Below are 18377 nucleotides of genomic sequence, written 5' to 3'. Positions count from 1 at the left end.
GTAATATTTGACGATGATGAAAAGGGCCCCCTCGGGGGCCCTTTTCTATTATTGATCATTTATTGACACCCTATGGGCGCATCCGTACAATTGCGCCTCCTTTTACCGGGGGTATTGCGCCTGGTAGGGTGGCTACTTGGAGTCTGAGGTCAAAATGCAAAACCAACAAATCCGTATTCGGTTGAAGGCTTTTGACCATCGCCTGATCGATCAATCAACCCAGGAAATCGTGGAAACCGCGAAACGTACTGGTGCTCAGGTGCGTGGTCCGATTCCGCTGCCAACCCGCAAAGAGCGGTTCACTGTGCTGGTTTCTCCGCACGTCAACAAAGACGCGCGCGATCAGTATGAAATCCGAACCCACAAGCGTGTGCTGGACATCGTTCAGCCGACCGACAAAACCGTCGATGCGCTGATGAAGCTCGATCTTGCGGCTGGTGTGGAAGTGCAGATCAGCCTCGGCTAAAACCTGAGAGTTTTAGTCGTGTAACGCTCTGAAATGGGCGGCCATAGCGGGTGAAAGCCCCGTACACTCAAGAGGTTTCAAAATGACTATTGGTGTAGTCGGTCGTAAATGCGGCATGACCCGCGTTTTCACCGAGGATGGTGTCTCTATTCCGGTTACGGTCATCGAGATCGAGCCGAATCGCGTCACTCAGTTCAAAAATGAAGAGAGCGATGGCTATCGTGCAGTGCAGGTTACTGTCGGTGAGCGTCGCGCGTCCCGTGTCACCAAGGCTCAGGCCGGTCACTTCGCCAAGGCGAACGTTGCTGCTGGTCGTGGCGTCTGGGAATTCCGCCTAGATGGCGAGGAGTTCCAGGTTGGTGATCAGATCAATGCCGAGATTTTCCAGGCGGGGCAGCTGGTGGATGTCACCGGTCAGTCCAAGGGTAAAGGCTTTGCCGGTACCATCAAGCGCTGGAACTTCCGTGGTCAGGACAATACCCACGGTAACTCCGTATCCCACCGCGTCCCGGGCTCTATCGGTCAGTGCCAGACTCCAGGTCGTGTATTCAAGGGCAAGAAGATGTCCGGGCACATGGGCGCCGAGCGCGTAACCGTGCAGTCTCTGGAAATCGTGCGCGTCGATGCCGAGCGTAACCTGCTGTTGGTCAAGGGCGCAGTGCCCGGCGCCACCGGTGGTGACGTGTTCGTGCGTCCGGCCGCCAAGGCTCGCGGTTAAGGGGGAGTTCACATGCAATTGAATGTAAATGGCGCACAGGCCATCGAAGTCTCCGATCGCACCTTTGGTGGTGAGTTCAACGAGACGCTGGTGCACCAGGCTGTCGTCGCCTACATGGCTGGCGGTCGTCAGGGTAGCAAGCAGCAGAAAACCCGCTCCGACGTGTCTGGTGGTGGCAAGCGTCCGTGGCGCCAGAAGGGCACCGGTCGCGCGCGCGCCGGTACCACGCGTGGTCCGATCTGGCGTGGCGGTGGTGTGACTTTCGCTGCTCGTCCGCAGAACCATGAGCAGAAGCTGAACAAGAAGATGTATCGCGCTGCGCTGCGTTCCATCCTTGCTGAGCTTGTCCGCTCCGAGCGTCTGGTTGTCGTAGAAGATTTCGCCGTCGAGGCCCCGAAGACCAAGGCGCTTGCTAGCAAGCTCAATGGTATGGGTCTGAGCGACGTGCTGATCGTTTCCGATGCTGTCGATCAGAACCTGTACCTCGCTGCGCGCAATCTGCCGCATGTCGACGTACGTGACGTTCAGGGTTCCGATCCGGTCAGCCTGATCGCCTATGACAAGGTGTTGATCACCGTGTCGGCTGTGAAGAAATTCGAGGAGCTGCTGGGATGAACCAGGAACGCGTATTCAAAGTCCTGCTTGGTCCGCACGTCTCTGAGAAGGCTACCGTGCTGGCTGACAGCAAGAAGCAATTCGTTTTCAAGGTTGCGACCGACGCAACCAAGCTGGAAATCAAGAAGGCTGTTGAGAGCCTGTTCGACGTGAAGGTCGCCGCGGTCAACACCCTGAATGTACAGGGTAAGACCAAGCGAACCGCTCGCGGTCTGGGCAAGCGCAACGACTGGAAGAAGGCGTACATCGCTCTTCAGCCAGGCCAGGATCTCGATTTCTCCGGCAGTGCTGAGTAAGGAAGGGGTGCATCATGGCAATCGTTAAATGCAAACCGACTTCCGCGGGCCGCCGTTTTGTGGTCAAGGTGGTCAATCAGGAGCTGCACAAAGGCGCTCCGTACGCACCGCTGCTCGAGAAGAAGTCGAAGTCTGGCGGCCGTAACAACAACGGTCGTATCACCACCCGCCACATTGGTGGTGGTCATAAGCAGCACTATCGTCTGGTCGATTTTCGTCGCAACAAGGATGGCATTCCGGCCATCGTCGAGCGTATCGAATACGATCCGAACCGTACTGCGCACATCGCGCTGCTGAAGTATGCCGACGGTGAGCGTCGCTACATCATCGCGCCGAAAGGCGTGAGCGCTGGCGATCAGCTGGTCTCGGGCATCAATGCTCCGATCAAGGCTGGTAACAGCCTGCCGCTGCGTAACATCCCGCTGGGTTCTACCGTTCACGGTGTCGAGCTCAAGCCGGGCAAGGGCGCTCAGATCGCTCGTTCAGCTGGTGCTTCGGCTCAGCTGGTCGCTCGCGAGGGTTCCTACGTGACGCTGCGTCTGCGTTCCGGCGAGATGCGCAAAGTGCTGGCTGAGTGCCGTGCGACCCTGGGCGAGGTCTCGAATTCCGAGCATAGCCTGCGTTCGCTGGGTAAAGCTGGTGCCAAGCGCTGGAAGGGCATTCGTCCGACCGTTCGTGGTGTCGCGATGAACCCGGTCGATCACCCGCACGGTGGTGGTGAAGGTCGTACCTCCGGTGGTCGTCATCCGGTGTCGCCATGGGGCTTCCCGACTAAGGGCGCGAAGACCCGCACTAACAAGCGCACCGATAACATGATCGTCCGTCGTCGCAAGTAACTAGAGGGATACGACAGTGCCGCGTTCTCTGAAAAAAGGTCCTTTTATCGATCTTCACCTACTGAAGAAGGTCGAAGCGGCGGTGGAAAAGAACGATCGCAAGCCAGTCAAGACCTGGTCGCGCCGTTCGATGATCCTGCCGCAAATGGTCGGTCTGACCATCGCTGTACATAACGGTCGTCAACATGTCCCGGTCCTGGTGTCCGAAGACATGGTCGGCCACAAACTCGGCGAGTTCGCTGCTACCCGCACTTATCGCGGGCACGTCGCGGACAAGAAAGGCAAGCGCTAAGGGGTAAGGAAAGATGGAAGTAGCCGCTAAGTTGTCGGGCGCTCGCATCTCCGCCCAGAAAGCCCGCCTGGTCGCCGACCAGATCCGCGGGAAGAAGGTGGGCGACGCGCTCAACCTCCTGGCTTTCAGTAGCAAGAAAGCCGCCGAGATCATGAAGAAAGTGCTGGAGTCGGCCGTTGCCAACGCCGAGCACAACGAAGGCGCCGATGTGGATGATCTGAAAGTCTCCACCGTCTTCGTCAACGAGGGGCGTTCGCTTAAGCGCATCATGCCGCGTGCCAAGGGCCGCGCTGATCGCATCGTCAAGCGGTCTTGCCATATCACTGTCAAGGTTGCGGACAAGTAACGGAGTCGATCAGATGGGTCAGAAAGTACATCCCACTGGCATTCGCCTGGGAATCGTCAAGGAGCACACCTCCGTCTGGTACGCAGACGGCCGCACGTATGCAGACTATCTGCTTGCAGATCTGAACGTGCGTGAGTACCTCCAAGACAAACTAAAAAGCGCGTCCGTAAGCCGTATCGATATCCATCGCCCGGCTCAAACCGCACGCATCACCATCCACACCGCTCGTCCCGGCATCGTGATCGGCAAGAAAGGTGAAGATGTTGAGAAGCTGCGTCAGGACCTGACCAAGCAAATGGGTGTGCCGGTGCACATCAATATCGAAGAGATCCGCAAGCCGGAGCTCGACGCAATGCTGGTTGCACAGAGCGTAGCTCAGCAGCTGGAACGTCGCGTGATGTTCCGTCGCGCCATGAAGCGCGCCGTACAGAATGCCATGCGCATTGGTGCCAAGGGCATCAAGATCCAGGTCAGTGGTCGTCTGGGTGGGGCTGAAATCGCCCGTACCGAGTGGTATCGCGAAGGTCGTGTGCCGCTGCACACCCTGCGTGCCGATATCGATTACAACACTTACGAAGCGCACACCACCTACGGTGTGATTGGTGTCAAGGTGTGGATCTTCAAAGGCGAAGTGATTGGTGGTCGCCATGAAGAGCTCAAGCCTCAAGCGCCTGCTCCTCGTAAAAAAGCTGCTAAGTAAGGGGTACGCCAAATGTTGCAACCCAAGCGTACAAAATTCCGCAAGCAGATGACCGGCCACAACCGTGGTCTGGCTCAGCGCGGTAGCAAGGTCAGCTTCGGCGAGTTCGCGCTGAAGTCTGTTTCTCGTGGTCGTCTGACTGCGCGTCAGATCGAGGCTGCACGTCGTGCGCTGACTCGTCACGTCAAGCGTGGCGGTAAGATCTGGATCCGCGTGTTCCCCGACAAGCCCGTTACCAAGAAGCCCCTCGAAGTTCGTATGGGTAAAGGTAAGGGTAGCGTCGAGTACTGGGTAGCCCAGATTCAGCCGGGCAAGGTGCTTTACGAGATCGAGGGTGTTTCCGAAGAGCTGGCGCGTGAGGCTTTCGCCCTGGCCGCTGCAAAGCTGCCGCTCGCCACCTCCTTTGTTAAGCGGACGGTGATGTGATGAAAGCGAATGAACTTCGTGAAAAATCCGTTGAGCAGCTGAACGAGCAACTGCTCGAGCTGCTGCGGGACCAGTTCAATCTGCGTATGCAGAAAGCGACTGGCCAGTTGGGGCAGTCTCACCTGCTCTCGCAAGTCAAGCGCGACATCGCTCGTGTCAAGACTGTGCTCAACCAGCAGGCAGGTAAGTGATCATGGCTGAAGCTCAGAAAACCGTCCGCACGCTGACCGGCCGCGTCGTCAGCGACAAGATGGACAAGACCATCACCGTACTGATCGAGCGTCGCGTGAAGCACCCGATCTACGGCAAATACGTGAAGCGTTCGACCAAACTGCACGCCCACGACGAAACCAACCAGTGCCGTATCGGCGACAAGGTCACCATCCGCGAGACTCGTCCGCTGGCCAAGACCAAGACCTGGATGCTGGTTGACGTCGTTGAACGTGCCGTCGAAGTCTAAGGGCTAGGGGTCGGAGAAATTATATGATTCAGACTCAATCCATGCTCGATGTGGCTGATAACAGTGGCGCTCGTCGCGTCATGTGTATCAAGGTGCTCGGCGGTTCGCACCGTCGTTACGCCGGCATCGGCGACATTATCAAGGTTACCGTCAAGGAAGCGATTCCTCGTGGCAAGGTCAAGAAAGGCCAGGTTATGACCGCTGTTGTGGTTCGTACCCGCCATGGTGTCCGTCGTCCCGATGGTTCCATCATCCGCTTCGATGGCAACGCTGCTGTTCTGTTGAACAACAAGCAAGAGCCTATCGGCACCCGTATCTTTGGGCCGGTGACGCGTGAGCTTCGTACAGAGAAGTTCATGAAGATCGTCTCGCTCGCCCCTGAAGTGCTGTAAGGAGTAGCCGCATGCAAAAGATTCGTCGCAACGACGAGATCATCGTCATCGCCGGCAAAGACAAGGGCAAGCGCGGTAAGGTGCTCAAGGTGCTCGCTGACGACCGTCTGGTCGTCGGTGGGATCAACCTCGTCAAGCGCCATACCAAGCCGAACCCGATGTCCGGCGTTCAGGGCGGTATCGTCGAGAAAGAGGCGCCTTTGCACGTCTCTAACGTCGCCATTTTCAACGGCGAAACCAACAAGGCAGACCGTGTTGGCTTCAAGGTTGAAGAAGGCAAGAAAATTCGTGTCTTCAAGTCGACCCAGAAGCCGGTTGACGCTTGAGACTGCTAGGTAGATAACCATGGCACGACTAAAAGAAGTTTATCGGAAGGAAATCGCGCCCAAGCTGAAGGAAGAACTTCAGCTTAAGAACGTGATGGAAGTTCCGCGCATTACCAAGATCACCCTCAACATGGGTATTGGCGAGGCGATCGGTGACAAGAAGATCATCGACAACGCTGTCGCTGACCTGGAAAAGATTACCGGCCAGAAGGTCGTGGTCACTCATGCTCGCAAGTCCATCGCTGGCTTCAAGGTCCGCGAAGGCTGGCCGATCGGTGTCAAGGTGACGCTGCGTCGTGAGCGTATGTACGAGTTCCTGGATCGCCTGCTCTCCATTTCCCTGCCGCGCGTACGTGATTTCCGCGGCCTGAACGCCAAGTCCTTTGATGGACGTGGCAACTACAGCATGGGTGTGAAAGAGCAGATCATCTTCCCGGAGATCGATTACGACAAGATCGATGCCCTGCGTGGTCTGGACATCACTCTGACCACCACTGCCCGGACGGATGAAGAAGGTCGCGCTTTGCTGCGTGCCTTCAACTTCCCGTTCCGTAACTGATTGGAGTAGGCACATGGCTAAGCAAAGCATGAAGAACCGTGAGCTGAAGCGTCAGCAAACGGTCGCCAAGTTCGCCCAGAAGCGTGCGGCACTGAAGGCAATCATCGCAAACCCGGAGTCCTCTCCGGAAGCGCGCTGGGAAGCTCAGGTCGCACTGCAGAAGCAGCCTCGTGACGCCAGCGCTTCGCGCCTGCGCAACCGCTGCCGTCTAACTGGTCGTCCGCACGGCGTCTATCGCAAGTTCGGCCTCGCGCGCAACATGCTGCGTCAGGCCGCAATGCGCGGTGACGTGCCGGGCCTGGTCAAGGCCAGCTGGTAACAGAACAACAGGACCTTCGGGTCCTGTTTGTTTTTCGATCAAGCCCCCTGTGGGGCTTGATTCGTTTATGGCGACTCTCTAGAATGTTCGGCTCGCCTGAGCCTCGCACTTTGCCGGGTTTGTCCATTGGCGACACGAGCCGTTAAGGCTTATTTTTTTGTTTTAGGAGCTAAGAGCCCATGAGTATGCAGGACCCGTTAGCGGACATGCTAACTCGTATCCGTAATGCCCAGATGGCCGAGAAGTCCGTCGTAAGCATGCCGTCTTCCACGCTGAAGGTGGCTGTAGCCAATGTTCTTCAGGGTGAAGGCTATATCGCGGGATACCAGGTCAGCGGTGATGCCAAGCCGCAGCTGTCCATCGAGCTGAAGTACTTCGAAGGCCGTCCGGTCATCGAAGAACTCAAGCGCGTAAGTCGTCCTGGCCTGCGCCAGTACAAGTCCGTTGACCAGTTGCCGAAAGTACGCGGTGGCCTGGGCGTGTCGATCGTCTCCACCAACAAGGGTGTGATGACTGATCGTGCTGCTCGCGCTGCTGGTGTTGGCGGCGAAGTGCTTTGCACTGTGTTCTAAGGGGGGATAAGCATGTCTCGCGTTGCTAAGAACCCCGTCAAGCTGCCTGCTGGCGTCGAAATCAAGATGTCCGGTCAGCAGCTTTCGGTGAAGGGCGCAAAAGGCGCTCTCGAACTGAATGTTCATCCGTCTGTGGAAGTGATCCAAGAATCCGGCGAGCTGCGCTTTGCCGGTCGTAACGGTGATCAGCAGACTCGCGCCATGGCTGGTACCACTCGTGCGCTGGTCAACAACATGGTGATCGGCGTCAGCCAGGGCTTCGAGCGCAAGCTTCAGCTGGTTGGTGTAGGTTACAAGGCGCAAGCCAAGGGTCAGGTGCTGAACCTCGCGCTCGGTTTCTCCCATCCGATCGACTATGCGTTGCCGGAAGGTGTGGTCGCCGAAACCCCGAACCAGACCGAGATCCTGATCAAGGGTGTCGATAAGCAACTGGTTGGTCAGGTCGCCGCGGAGATTCGCGATTTCCGTCGCCCTGAACCTTATAAGGGCAAGGGCGTTCGTTACGCGGATGAAGTTGTCCGTCGTAAAGAAGCCAAGAAGAAGTAGGGCATAGCAAATGACCGACAAAAAAGTTACTCGACTGCGTCGCGCTCGCAAAGCACGCCTGAAAATGCACGAGCTCGAAGCCGTGCGTCTGTGCGTCTATCGCTCTTCGCAGCACATCTACGCCCAGGTCATTTCGGCCGACGGCAGCAAGGTTCTGGCCAGCGCCTCTACCTTGGACAAAGCATTGCGTGATGGCGCCACTGGCAATGTCGACGCGGCCAAGAAAGTTGGCGAGCTGGTTGCCGAGCGTGCAAAAGCCGCTGGTGTAACGCAGGTTGCATTCGACCGTTCTGGCTTCAAGTACCACGGTCGTGTCAAAGCACTGGCCGATGCTGCTCGTGAAGGCGGGCTGGAGTTCTAAGTTATGGCAAATAACGAGCAAAAGCGCGACGAAGGCTACATCGAGAAGCTGGTTCAAGTTAACCGCGTCGCAAAAACCGTAAAGGGTGGCCGTATCTTCACCTTCACCGCTCTGACTGTCGTTGGAGACGGAAAGGGTCGTGTTGGCTTCGGCCGTGGCAAGTCCCGCGAAGTGCCGGCTGCCATCCAGAAGGCCATGGAAGCGGCTCGCCGCAATATGATCCAGGTCGACCTGAATGGCACTACCCTGCAGTACCCAACCAAGGCTGCGCATGGTGCTTCCAAGGTATACATGCAGCCAGCCTCCGAAGGTACTGGTGTGATTGCCGGTGGCGCCATGCGTGCGCTGCTGGAAGTTGCTGGTGTTCAGAACGTTCTGGCCAAGTGCTACGGCTCTACCAATCCGGTGAACGTTGTGCATGCCACCTTCAAGGGCCTAAAGGCCATGCAGTCGCCCGAATCCGTGGCAGCCAAGCGTGGCAAGAGCGTCGAGGAGATTCTCTAACCATGGCTAACGCTACTGTCAAAGTCACGCTGGTTAAAAGCGTGAACGGCCGTCTGGCCAATCACAAGGCGTGCGTCAAGGGCTTGGGCCTGCGTCGCATTGGTCATACCGTTGAGGTTCAGGATACTCCTGAGAACCGTGGCATGATCAACAAGGCCTATTACCTTCTCCGTGTGGAGGGCTAATCATGCAATTGAACGATCTGCGTTCCGCGCCGGGTGCCCGTCGCGAAAAGCTGCGTCCCGGTCGTGGTATCGGTAGCGGTCTCGGTAAGACCGGTGGCCGTGGTCACAAGGGTCAGACTTCCCGTTCCGGTGGCAAGATTGCTCCCGGTTTCGAGGGTGGTCAGCAGCCGTTGCACCGCCGTCTGCCGAAGTTCGGTTTCGTCTCGCTGAAGGCTATGGATCGCGCGGAAGTGCGTACTTCCGAGTTGGCAAAGGTCGAGGGTGATGTCGTTACCGTGCAAAGCCTGAAAGACGCCAACGTCATCAACCAGAACGTACAGCGCGTGAAAATCATGCTGTCCGGCGAGGTTGGTCGTGCGGTGACGCTCAAGGGTATCGCAGCCACCAAGGGTGCGCGTGCGGCTATCGAAGCAGCTGGCGGCAAGTTCGAGGAATAAATGGCTAAGCAAGGTGCTCTCTCCGCGCTGAGTAATGGTGGTCTGTCCGAACTATGGGCTCGTCTGCGCTTTCTGTTCATGGCGATCATCGTCTATCGGATTGGCGCACACATCCCTGTTCCCGGGATCAATCCCGATCGACTGGCCGAACTGTTCCGTCAGAACGAGGGGACCATCCTTAGCTTGTTCAACATGTTTTCCGGCGGCGCGCTGGAGCGCATGAGCATATTTGCATTGGGGATCATGCCGTACATTTCGGCCTCGATCATCATGCAGCTCATGACCGCTGTCAGTCCGCAGCTGGAGCAGTTGAAGAAAGAAGGTGAGGCCGGGCGTCGCAAGATCAGCCAGTACACCCGTTACGGCACGCTGGTGCTCGCGATCGTTCAGGCCGTCGGCATGTCCGTCGGTCTGGCCGGTCAGGGGGTCGCGTTCAGCAACGATTTCGGCTTCTACTTCGTCGCCATCACAACCTTCGTGTCTGGTGCGATGTTCATGATGTGGCTGGGTGAGCAGATCACCGAGCGAGGCGTTGGTAACGGCATCTCGATGCTGATCTTCGCTGGTATCGTCGCGGGGTTGCCGGGCGCGCTTGGCCAGTCCTTCGAGTCTGCTCGTCAGGGCGACATCAACATAATTGCGCTGCTTGCTGTTGGCCTCCTGGCTGTTGCAATCATCGGTTTCGTGGTTTTCATCGAGCGTGGCCAGCGGCGTATCGCCGTGCACTACGCCAAGCGGCAGCAAGGTCGTAAGGTTTTCGCTGCGCAGACCAGCCATTTGCCGTTGAAGGTGAATATGGCGGGGGTTATCCCGGCCATCTTCGCTAGCAGCATCCTGTTGTTCCCTGCCTCGCTTGGTCAGTGGTTCGGTCAATCCGAGAGCATGGGCTGGTTGGCTGACATCTCGCAGGCGATTGCCCCAGGGCAGCCGTTGAATATCCTGCTGTTCAGTGCTGGCATCATATTCTTCTGCTTCTTCTATACGGCGTTGATGTTCAACCCGAAGGATGTTGCTGAGAATCTGAAGAAGTCCGGTGCGTTTATTCCCGGGATTCGTCCTGGTGAGCAATCGGCCCGTTATATCGATGGCGTGCTGACTCGCTTGACCATGTTCGGCGCCCTGTACATGACGGCTGTATGCCTGTTGCCGCAGTTTCTCGTGGTTGCAGCGAATGTGCCGTTCTACCTCGGTGGGACCTCGTTGCTGATCGTGGTTGTGGTTGTCATGGACTTCATGTCCCAAGTGCAATCGCACCTCATGTCGCACCAGTACGATTCCCTGATGAAGAAAGCCAACCTGAAGGGCTACGGCAGCGGCATGCTCCGCTGAGGTTGCTCGTAAGGTTCTAGGAGTTGGTGATGAAAGTTCGTGCATCGGTTAAAAAGCTGTGCCGCAACTGCAAGGTCATTCGTCGCGACGGTGTCGTGCGCGTGATCTGCAGCGCAGAACCGCGTCACAAGCAGCGCCAAGGCTGATTGTGTAAAGCGTGAGAACCCGGCAGCTAGTGCGCTGCCGGGTTGAATATTTGTTATTACAGCGTTAATATCTCGCGCCCTTTTCTTGGCTTCCGGGGCGTAGGTAGCTGTCAATTGGAGTTTCACTGAATGGCCCGTATTGCAGGCGTCAACATTCCGGATAACAAGCACACTGTTATCTCGCTGACCTACATCTACGGTGTTGGTCGCACCCGCGCGCAGGAAATCTGCGCTGCTACCGGTGTGAATCCGGCAGCAAAGATCAAGGATCTTTCCGACGAGCAGGTCGAACTGCTGCGTGGCGAAGTCGGCAAGTTCATCGTTGAAGGCGACCTGCGTCGCGAAGTCAACATGAAAATCAAGCGCTTGATGGACCTGGGTTGCTATCGCGGCCTGCGTCATCGTCGTGGTCTGCCGGTTCGCGGTCAGCGCACCAAGACCAACGCACGTACCCGTAAGGGCCCGCGCAAGCCGATCCGCAAGTAATCGCGTTAGCGAATCGACAGGAATCTAGTCATGGCAAAACCTGCTGCTCGTCCTCGTAAAAAAGTCAAAAAGACAGTGGTTGATGGCATCGCCCACATCCACGCGTCTTTCAATAACACCATCGTGACCATCACTGATCGTCAGGGCAATGCGTTGTCCTGGGCTACCTCCGGTGGTTCGGGCTTCCGCGGCTCGCGTAAGTCCACTCCGTTCGCTGCTCAGATCGCCGCCGAGCGCGCTGGCCAGGCCGCTCTGGAGTACGGTCTGAAGAACCTCGACGTCAACGTCAAGGGCCCAGGTCCGGGTCGCGAATCCGCTGTGCGTGCTCTGAACGCCTGCGGCTACAAAATCGCCAGCATCACCGACGTGACGCCGATCCCGCATAACGGGTGCCGTCCGCCGAAGAAGCGCCGCGTGTAATCAGGAGACAGTAAAGAATGGCTCGTTATATTGGTCCCAAGTGCAAACTGTCTCGTCGTGAAGGCACTGATCTCTTCCTGAAGAGTGGTGCGCGCGCGCTCGAATCCAAGTGCAACATTGAAACCCCGCCGGGTGTGCATGGTCAGCGTCGTGGCCGTCTGTCCGACTACGGCACTCAGCTGCGCGAGAAGCAGAAAGTCCGCCGCATCTACGGTGTGCTGGAGCGTCAGTTCAGCGGTTACTACAAGGAAGCCGCCAGTCGTAAGGGCGCTACCGGCGAAAACCTGCTGCAGCTGCTCGAATGCCGCCTGGACAACGTCGTGTACCGTATGGGCTTCGGCTCCACTCGTGCCGAATCGCGTCAGCTGGTGTCGCACAAGTCGATCACAGTCAACGGTCAGACCGTGAACATCCCGTCCTACCAGGTCAAAGCCGGTGACGTGGTTGCTGTTCGCGAGAAGTGCCGTAACCAGCTGCGTATCGCCCAGGCCCTCGAGCTGTGCGCACAGCGCGGCCGCGTTGAATGGGTCGAAGTAGACGCCGACAAGAAATCCGGTGTTTTCAAGAATGTTCCGGCTCGCAGCGATCTGTCCGCCGACATCAACGAAAACCTGATTGTCGAGCTCTACTCCAAGTAAGGGCTAGAAAATAGGTGTATCCATGCAGAGTTCGGTAAATGAGTTCCTGACCCCCCGCCATATCGATGTGCAGGTGGTCAGTCCGACCCGTGCCAAGATCACTCTCGAGCCCCTCGAGCGTGGTTTTGGCCACACCCTGGGCAACGCGCTGCGTCGTATTCTGTTGTCCTCCATGCCCGGCTGCGCTGTGGTCGAGGCTGAGATCGACGGTGTGCTCCACGAGTACAGCGCCATCGAGGGCGTGCAGGAAGATGTAATCGAAATCCTGCTCAACCTCAAAGGTATCGCCATCAAGCTGCACGGCCGTGATGAAGTGACCTTGAGCCTGGTGAAGAAGGGCGCGGGCGCTGTTACCGCTGCCGATATCCAGCTGGATCACGATGTTGAAATCGTCAATGGCGATCACCTGATCGCCAATCTGGCGGCCAACGGCTCGCTCAACATGAAGCTCAAGGTCGCTCGCGGCCGTGGTTACGAGCCTGCTGATGCGCGTCAGAGCGACGAAGATGAAAGCCGTAGCATCGGTCGTCTTCAGCTCGACGCCACCTTCAGCCCGGTTCGTCGCGTGGCTTATGTGGTCGAGAATGCTCGTGTCGAGCAGCGCACCAACCTGGACAAGCTGGTCATTGACCTGGAAACCAACGGCACTCTGGATCCCGAAGAGGCGATTCGTCGTGCAGCGACCATCCTGCAGCAGCAGCTGGCTGCGTTCGTCGACCTGAAGGGCGACAGCGAACCAGTGGTTGTCGAGCAGGAAGACGAGATCGATCCGATCCTGTTGCGTCCGGTTGATGACCTGGAACTGACCGTACGTTCGGCCAACTGCCTCAAGGCAGAGAACATCTACTACATTGGTGATCTGATCCAGCGCACCGAAGTAGAGCTGTTGAAAACGCCGAACCTGGGCAAGAAGTCCCTGACCGAGATCAAGGACGTTCTGGCTTCGCGTGGTTTGTCCCTCGGTATGCGCCTGGATAACTGGCCGCCGGCAAGTCTCAAGAAGGACGATAAGGCCACTGCCTGATCGCCCCCAGTAACCGAACTGAACGTTTGGTAAGGAATTTCAATCATGCGTCATCGTAAAAGTGGCCGTCATCTGAGCCGCACCAGCGCCCACCGCAAGGCCATGTTCCAGAACATGGCGGTGTCGCTGTTCGAGCACGAACTGATCAAGACCACCCTGCCCAAGGCCAAGGAACTGCGTCGCGTTGCCGAGCCGCTGATCACCCTGGCCAAGGAAGACAGCGTTGCCAACCGCCGCCTGGCTTTCGACCGTACCCGCTCGAAAGCTGCCGTAGGCAAGCTGTTCAACGATCTGGGCAAGCGCTACGCCACCCGTCAGGGCGGCTATCTGCGCATCCTCAAGTGCGGTTTCCGCGCAGGGGACAACGCACCTATGGCTTACGTCGAGCTGGTTGACCGTCCGGTCGCTGGTGAGGTCGAAGCCGCAGCCGAGTAATCGGCCGCTGTATGAAGAACCGGGCCTAGGCCCGGTTTTTTATTGTCTAAGCAATGGCTCTGTTCTATCAGGCTGGTTCGTTTAATAAATTAGTTCTTTAGTGGCGTCTCGTTAGAATTCTCCTCAAGCCGATTTCACCGGTATGTTCAAGGAGATACAGCATGAGCCTAGGCAAGACCCTCACCACCGCTGGTGGCGCCCCCGTTGCCGACAATCAGAATTCTCGTTCGGCCGGGCCTCGTGGCCCTTTGTTGCTGGATGACTTCCACCTGGTCGAAAAGCTCGCCCATTTCAATCGCGAAGTCATTCCGGAGCGTCGTGTGCACGCCAAGGGCTCCGGCGCCTACGGCACGCTTACCGTGACCGCAGACATAACTCACCTCACCCGCGCCAAGCTGTTCGAGGCCGTTGGCAAGCAGACGCCCTTGTTCCTGCGCTTTTCCACGGTAGGGGGTGAGCGCGGCTCGGCGGATACCGAGCGTGATCCTCGCGGCTTCGCGGTGAAATTCTATACCGAGGAAGGCAATTGGGACGTGGTAGGTAACAACACGCCGGTCTTCTTCATCCGCGATCCGCTGAAATTTCCGGATTTCATCCATACGCAAAAGCGTGACCCATGGACCAATCTGAAGAGCCCGCAGATGATGTGGGACTTCTGGTCGCACTCACCCGAGGCGTTGCATCAGGTCACCATCCTGTTTTCCGATCGCGGCATCCCGGATGGTTATCGGTTCATGCACGGCTTCGGCAGCCACACCTTCAGCCTGGTCAACGGTGAAGGCGAGCGGCACTGGGTGAAGTTCCACTTCAAGAGCATGCAAGGGATCAAAAACCTGCATCCGAGCGAGGCGGCACGCCTTGCCGGCAGCGATCCCGATTATGCGCAGCGCGATCTTTTCCACGCGATCGAGCGGGGCGAGTTCCCCAGGTGGAAGCTCTGCATCCAGGTGATGAGCGAGGCGGAGGCTGCCAACCGTGCCGAGAATCCGTTCGACGTCACCAAGGTCTGGTCGCAAAAGGACTTTCCGCTGATTGAAGTGGGTGTAGTCGAGCTGAATCGCAATCCGCAGAACTATTTCGCCGAGGTCGAACAGGCTGCCTTTGCTCCGAGCAACTTCGTCCCGGGTATCGGCCTATCGCCGGATCGCATGCTGCAGGGGCGGGTATTCGCTTACGCCGATGCCCATCGTTACCGCGTCGGCACCAACCATCAGCAGCTTCCGGTCAATGCGCCGCGTTGCCCAGTGCACAACTATCAGCGTGATGGCGCGATGCGTTTTGATGGCAACGGTGGTTCGGCGCCCAACTACGAGCCGAACAGCTATAGCGACGCCCCCAAGCAGGCGACGCAGTACGCCGAGCCGGCGCTTGCGCTCTCTGGCGCAGCTGACCGGTATGACCACAGGGCCGATGACGATTATTTCAGTCAGGCGGGTGCTCTGTTCCGTCTGATGACAGCCGAGCAGCAGAACCTGCTGATCGGCAATGTCGTCGGTGCGATGATGGGCGTTTCGCGTGACGTACAGGTGCGTCAGCTGGGCCACTTCTTCAAGGCCGACCCGGCATACGGGGCGGGTGTCGCTCGCGGACTGGGTATCGATCCGAACGAAGTCGCCTAAGCCATATCGAGCGTGGAGCGTTTAGAAACCGGCCTCGTAAGAGGCCGGTTTTTTTGTGCCTGCTCGTCAGTGGCGGTCGCGCTCCAGCAGCGGTTTGAGGAAATGCCCGGTGTGCGACTGCGGCATTTCCGCGACCTCTTCCGGTGTGCCGCTGGCGATGATCTGACCGCCCTTGGAGCCGCCCTCCGGCCCGAGGTCGACCAGCCAGTCGGCGGTCTTGATCACGTCCAGGTTGTGCTCGATGACCACCACGGTGTTGCCGTGGTCGCGTAGGCGATGCAGCACGTCGAGCAGTTGCTGGATGTCGGCGAAATGCAGGCCGGTGGTGGGTTCGTCGAGGATGTACAGGGTCTTGCCGGTGTCGCGCTTGGACAGTTCGCGGGACAGCTTGACCCGCTGCGCCTCGCCGCCGGATAGCGTGGTCGCGCTCTGTCCCAGCTTGATGTACGACAGCCCGACGTCCATCAGCGTCTGCAGCTTGCGCGCCACCGCCGGCACCGGATCGAAGAATTCGCGGGCTTCCTCGATGGTCATGTCCAGCACCTCGGTGATGCTCTTGCCCTTGTACTTCACCTCCAGTGTCTCGCGGTTGTAGCGCTTGCCCTTGCACACATCGCAGGGAACGTAGATATCCGGCAGAAAGTGCATCTCCACCTTGATCACGCCGTCGCCCTGGCAGGCTTCGCAGCGGCCACCCTTGACGTTGAAGGAGAAGCGCCCGGGCCCGTAACCGCGCGAACGGGCTTCCGGCACGCCAGCGAACAGCTCGCGAATCGGCGTGAACAGCCCGGTGTAGGTCGCCGGGTTGGAGCGGGGTGTGCGGCCGATGGGGCTCTGGTCGATGTCGACGACCTTGTCCAGGTGCTGCAGGCCATCGAAGCTATCGTAGGGTGCGACCTCCAGCGTGGTCGCACCATTGAGTGCCGTGGCGGTGATCGGGAACAGTGTGTTGTTGATCAGCGTCGATTTGCCCGAGCCGGACACGCCGGTGATGCAGGTAAGCAGGCCAACCGGGATCTCCAGATCGACGTTGCGCAGGTTGTTGCCACGGGCGCCCTTGAGCTTGAGCAGCTTTTTCGAATCGCGACGGGTGCGCTCCGGCGGATAGTTGATCTTTACCCGGCCGGACAGGTACTTGCCAGTCAGCGAGTTCGGGTGCGCCATCACCTCGTCCGGCGTGCCTTCGGCGACGATGCGGCCGCCGTGCACGCCGGCACCCGGTCCGATGTCGACTACGTAGTCGGCAAGGCGGATGGCGTCCTCGTCGTGCTCGACCACGATCACCGTATTGCCGATGTCGCGTAGGTGGCGCAGGGTTCCGAGCAGGCGTTCATTGTCGCGCTGGTGCAGGCCGATCGACGGCTCATCGAGGATGTACATCACGCCGACCAGGCCGGCGCCGATCTGGCTCGCCAGTCGGATGCGCTGGGCCTCGCCGCCGGACAGCGTGTCCGCGCTGCGGTCCAGGGTCAGGTAGTCGAGGCCGACGTTGACCAGGAACTGCAGACGCTCGCGAATCTCTTTGAGGATCTTGTCGGCGATTTCGCCGCGACGGCCGCTGAGCGAAAGTCCGCCGAAATAATCGGTGGCGTCACCGATGGGCAGTGCCGTGACTGCCGGCAGGGTCTTGTCGCCGACCCATACGTGGCGGGCTTCGCGGCGCAAGCGCGTGCCGCGGCATTCCGGGCAGGGCTGGGTGCTGAGGTATTTGGCCAGCTCCTCGCGTACGGAATTGGATTCGGTCTCGCGGTAGCGACGCTCGAGGTTGGGGATGATGCCTTCGAACGGGTGCGAACGTTTGACGATGTCGCCGCGGTCGTTGAGATAGCGGAACTCGACGTTCTCACGGCCACTGCCACGCAAAATGTACTTCTGATGGTCAGCTGCCAGCGAGTCGAAGGGTTCGTCCAGGCTGAAGCCGTAATGCGAGGCCAGTGAACCGAGCATCTGGAAATAGTAGACGTTGCGCCGGTCCCAGCCGCGAATCGCGCCCTCGGCCAGGGTCAGCTCGCCGTTGACCAGGCGCTTGGCATCGAAAAACTGCTTCACTCCGAGGCCATCGCAGGTCGGGCAGGCCCCTGCCGGATTGTTGAAAGAGAACAGCTTGGGTTCCAGCTCGCTGATGGAGTGACCGCAGATCGGGCAGGCGAATCGCGCCGAGAAGATCATCTCCTCGCCTTCGTCATCCTCCTCCATGGGCGCGACCAGCGCGATGCCGTCCGCCAGTTTCAGCGCCGTCTCGAAGGATTCGGCCAGACGCTGCTGCAGGTCGCCGCGAACCTTGAAGCGATCCACCACGACATCGATGGAGTGCTTCTTCTGTTTGTCCAGCTTGGGCAGTTCGTCCAGCTCATAGAGGCGGCCGTTGACGCGGGCGCGGACGAAGCCCTGGGCACGCAGCTCATCGAACACCGCCAGGTGCTCGCCCTTGCGCTCGCGGATGACCGGAGCCAGCAGCATCAGCTTGCGGCCCTCGGGCAGTGCCAGCACCTGGTCGACCATCTGGCTGACGGTCTGCGCTTCCAGCGGTGCATCATGGTCCGGGCAACGCGGCGTGCCGACCCGTGCGTAGAGCAGGCGCAGGTAGTCGTAGATCTCGGTGATGGTACCGACGGTGGAGCGCGGGTTGTGTGAGGTTGATTTTTGCTCGATGGAAATGGCCGGGGAGAGCCCTTCGATGGTATCGACATCAGGCTTTTCCATCATCGAGAGGAACTGCCGGGCGTAGGCCGAGAGCGATTCGACGTAGCGGCGCTGGCCTTCGGCATAAAGCGTATCGAACGCCAGCGAAGACTTGCCGGAGCCGGAGAGGCCGGTTATGACGATCAGCTTGTCGCGTGGCAGGGTGAGATCGATGTTCTTCAAGTTGTGGGTGCGGGCCCCACGAATCAGAATCTTGTCCAAAACAGCCTCGCGTGGCGGGC

The 18377-nt window shown here is 58.6% G+C and carries 30 protein-coding genes; 29 read left to right on the top strand and 1 reads right to left on the bottom strand.

Annotated features, from left to right (window positions below; all coding sequences use genetic code 11):
- Positions 1 to 154: 154 nt before the first annotated feature.
- The 29 genes from rpsJ to NAO55_RS16385 all read left to right on the top strand — a co-directional run bounded on the left by rpsJ (position 155) and on the right by NAO55_RS16385 (position 15453).
- On the top strand, positions 155 to 466 hold the full coding sequence (gene rpsJ, locus NAO55_RS16525) for a 30S ribosomal protein S10 (RefSeq protein WP_003186070.1): 312 nt from the start codon (positions 155 to 157) through the stop codon (positions 464 to 466).
- Between the two features lie 82 nt (positions 467 to 548).
- Entirely contained in the window at positions 549 to 1184 is a 636-nt protein-coding gene (rplC, locus tag NAO55_RS16520; protein WP_063544055.1) for a 50S ribosomal protein L3, read from the top strand.
- Positions 1185 to 1196: 12 nt separating this feature from the next.
- Complete coding sequence (gene rplD / locus NAO55_RS16515; protein WP_049326038.1) at positions 1197 to 1799, top strand: 50S ribosomal protein L4; 603 nt, start codon at positions 1197 to 1199, stop codon at positions 1797 to 1799.
- Entirely contained in the window at positions 1796 to 2095 is a 300-nt protein-coding gene (rplW, locus tag NAO55_RS16510) for a 50S ribosomal protein L23 (protein ID WP_003281842.1), read from the top strand. The genes rplD and rplW overlap by 4 nt, the downstream gene beginning before the upstream one ends.
- A gap of 14 nt (positions 2096 to 2109) precedes the next feature.
- Entirely contained in the window at positions 2110 to 2931 is an 822-nt protein-coding gene (rplB, locus tag NAO55_RS16505; protein ID WP_063544057.1) for a 50S ribosomal protein L2, read from the top strand.
- Between the two features lie 16 nt (positions 2932 to 2947).
- On the top strand, positions 2948 to 3223 hold the full coding sequence (gene rpsS, locus NAO55_RS16500; protein WP_003293029.1) for a 30S ribosomal protein S19: 276 nt from the start codon (positions 2948 to 2950) through the stop codon (positions 3221 to 3223).
- Positions 3224 to 3236: 13 nt separating this feature from the next.
- Positions 3237 to 3569: a 50S ribosomal protein L22 gene (rplV, locus tag NAO55_RS16495; protein WP_003304070.1), complete on the top strand. Its 333-nt coding sequence runs from the start codon at positions 3237 to 3239 to the stop codon at positions 3567 to 3569.
- Between the two features lie 13 nt (positions 3570 to 3582).
- Complete coding sequence (gene rpsC, locus NAO55_RS16490) at positions 3583 to 4269, top strand: 30S ribosomal protein S3 (protein WP_003289210.1); 687 nt, start codon at positions 3583 to 3585, stop codon at positions 4267 to 4269.
- 12 nt (positions 4270 to 4281) lie between these two features.
- The gene (gene rplP, locus NAO55_RS16485) at positions 4282 to 4695 is read left to right on the top strand and encodes a 50S ribosomal protein L16 (protein ID WP_003281836.1); all 414 of its coding nucleotides are present in this window, start codon (positions 4282 to 4284) and stop codon (positions 4693 to 4695) included.
- A complete protein-coding gene (gene rpmC / locus NAO55_RS16480; RefSeq protein WP_003281834.1) occupies positions 4695 to 4886 on the top strand; it encodes a 50S ribosomal protein L29 in 192 nt (63 codons plus the stop codon). The genes rplP and rpmC overlap by 1 nt, the downstream gene beginning before the upstream one ends.
- Before the next feature lie 2 nt (positions 4887 to 4888).
- Entirely contained in the window at positions 4889 to 5155 is a 267-nt protein-coding gene (rpsQ, locus tag NAO55_RS16475) for a 30S ribosomal protein S17 (protein ID WP_003281832.1), read from the top strand.
- Between the two features lie 23 nt (positions 5156 to 5178).
- Positions 5179 to 5547: a 50S ribosomal protein L14 gene (gene rplN, locus NAO55_RS16470; protein WP_003281831.1), complete on the top strand. Its 369-nt coding sequence runs from the start codon at positions 5179 to 5181 to the stop codon at positions 5545 to 5547.
- An 11-nt stretch (positions 5548 to 5558) separates the two neighbouring features.
- Positions 5559 to 5873, top strand: a complete 315-nt coding sequence (gene rplX / locus NAO55_RS16465) for a 50S ribosomal protein L24 (protein WP_003304067.1) — start codon at positions 5559 to 5561, stop codon at positions 5871 to 5873.
- Between the two features lie 19 nt (positions 5874 to 5892).
- Entirely contained in the window at positions 5893 to 6432 is a 540-nt protein-coding gene (rplE, locus tag NAO55_RS16460) for a 50S ribosomal protein L5 (RefSeq protein WP_102840420.1), read from the top strand.
- 13 nt (positions 6433 to 6445) lie between these two features.
- On the top strand, positions 6446 to 6751 hold the full coding sequence (gene rpsN / locus NAO55_RS16455) for a 30S ribosomal protein S14 (protein ID WP_063544061.1): 306 nt from the start codon (positions 6446 to 6448) through the stop codon (positions 6749 to 6751).
- 179 nt (positions 6752 to 6930) lie between these two features.
- The gene (rpsH, locus tag NAO55_RS16450; RefSeq protein WP_003293036.1) at positions 6931 to 7323 is read left to right on the top strand and encodes a 30S ribosomal protein S8; all 393 of its coding nucleotides are present in this window, start codon (positions 6931 to 6933) and stop codon (positions 7321 to 7323) included.
- Positions 7324 to 7335: 12 nt separating this feature from the next.
- Complete coding sequence (gene rplF / locus NAO55_RS16445; RefSeq protein WP_063544063.1) at positions 7336 to 7869, top strand: 50S ribosomal protein L6; 534 nt, start codon at positions 7336 to 7338, stop codon at positions 7867 to 7869.
- Positions 7870 to 7879: 10 nt separating this feature from the next.
- Positions 7880 to 8230: a 50S ribosomal protein L18 gene (gene rplR / locus NAO55_RS16440; RefSeq protein ID WP_003293038.1), complete on the top strand. Its 351-nt coding sequence runs from the start codon at positions 7880 to 7882 to the stop codon at positions 8228 to 8230.
- A 3-nt stretch (positions 8231 to 8233) separates the two neighbouring features.
- The gene (gene rpsE, locus NAO55_RS16435; RefSeq protein ID WP_003293040.1) at positions 8234 to 8734 is read left to right on the top strand and encodes a 30S ribosomal protein S5; all 501 of its coding nucleotides are present in this window, start codon (positions 8234 to 8236) and stop codon (positions 8732 to 8734) included.
- Positions 8735 to 8736: 2 nt separating this feature from the next.
- Positions 8737 to 8919, top strand: a complete 183-nt coding sequence (gene rpmD / locus NAO55_RS16430) for a 50S ribosomal protein L30 (RefSeq protein ID WP_003289195.1) — start codon at positions 8737 to 8739, stop codon at positions 8917 to 8919.
- Between the two features lie 2 nt (positions 8920 to 8921).
- The gene (gene rplO, locus NAO55_RS16425; RefSeq protein WP_003293041.1) at positions 8922 to 9356 is read left to right on the top strand and encodes a 50S ribosomal protein L15; all 435 of its coding nucleotides are present in this window, start codon (positions 8922 to 8924) and stop codon (positions 9354 to 9356) included.
- On the top strand, positions 9357 to 10685 hold the full coding sequence (gene secY, locus NAO55_RS16420; protein WP_063544065.1) for a preprotein translocase subunit SecY: 1329 nt from the start codon (positions 9357 to 9359) through the stop codon (positions 10683 to 10685).
- Between the two features lie 29 nt (positions 10686 to 10714).
- The gene (gene rpmJ, locus NAO55_RS16415) at positions 10715 to 10831 is read left to right on the top strand and encodes a 50S ribosomal protein L36 (RefSeq protein ID WP_043217073.1); all 117 of its coding nucleotides are present in this window, start codon (positions 10715 to 10717) and stop codon (positions 10829 to 10831) included.
- A gap of 129 nt (positions 10832 to 10960) precedes the next feature.
- Complete coding sequence (rpsM, locus tag NAO55_RS16410; protein ID WP_003289190.1) at positions 10961 to 11317, top strand: 30S ribosomal protein S13; 357 nt, start codon at positions 10961 to 10963, stop codon at positions 11315 to 11317.
- Positions 11318 to 11347: 30 nt separating this feature from the next.
- Positions 11348 to 11737, top strand: coding sequence for a 30S ribosomal protein S11 (gene rpsK / locus NAO55_RS16405; protein ID WP_003281811.1), 390 nt, complete (start codon positions 11348 to 11350; stop codon positions 11735 to 11737).
- A gap of 17 nt (positions 11738 to 11754) precedes the next feature.
- Complete coding sequence (rpsD, locus tag NAO55_RS16400; protein WP_011911999.1) at positions 11755 to 12375, top strand: 30S ribosomal protein S4; 621 nt, start codon at positions 11755 to 11757, stop codon at positions 12373 to 12375.
- Positions 12376 to 12397: 22 nt separating this feature from the next.
- Positions 12398 to 13399, top strand: a complete 1002-nt coding sequence (locus NAO55_RS16395) for a DNA-directed RNA polymerase subunit alpha (RefSeq protein ID WP_003293045.1) — start codon at positions 12398 to 12400, stop codon at positions 13397 to 13399.
- Positions 13400 to 13444: 45 nt separating this feature from the next.
- Positions 13445 to 13834 carry a 50S ribosomal protein L17 gene (rplQ, locus tag NAO55_RS16390; RefSeq protein ID WP_011912000.1) on the top strand — a complete coding sequence of 130 codons (390 nt, stop codon included), beginning with the start codon at positions 13445 to 13447 and terminating at the stop codon, positions 13832 to 13834.
- A 161-nt stretch (positions 13835 to 13995) separates the two neighbouring features.
- Positions 13996 to 15453: a catalase gene (locus tag NAO55_RS16385; RefSeq protein ID WP_102840421.1), complete on the top strand. Its 1458-nt coding sequence runs from the start codon at positions 13996 to 13998 to the stop codon at positions 15451 to 15453.
- A 66-nt stretch (positions 15454 to 15519) separates the two neighbouring features.
- Here NAO55_RS16385 and uvrA read toward each other — a convergent pair whose 3' ends face one another.
- Entirely contained in the window at positions 15520 to 18357 is a 2838-nt protein-coding gene (gene uvrA / locus NAO55_RS16380; RefSeq protein ID WP_102840422.1) for an excinuclease ABC subunit UvrA, read from the bottom strand.
- Positions 18358 to 18377: the final 20 nt, after the last annotated feature.

This window comes from Stutzerimonas frequens (genome assembly GCF_024448335.1).
In the GTDB taxonomy this organism is placed as follows: Bacteria; Pseudomonadota; Gammaproteobacteria; order Pseudomonadales; family Pseudomonadaceae; genus Stutzerimonas; species Stutzerimonas frequens.
The sequence above is the reverse complement of the archived record's forward strand: the minus strand, read 5'-3'. Positions and strand labels throughout refer to the sequence as shown.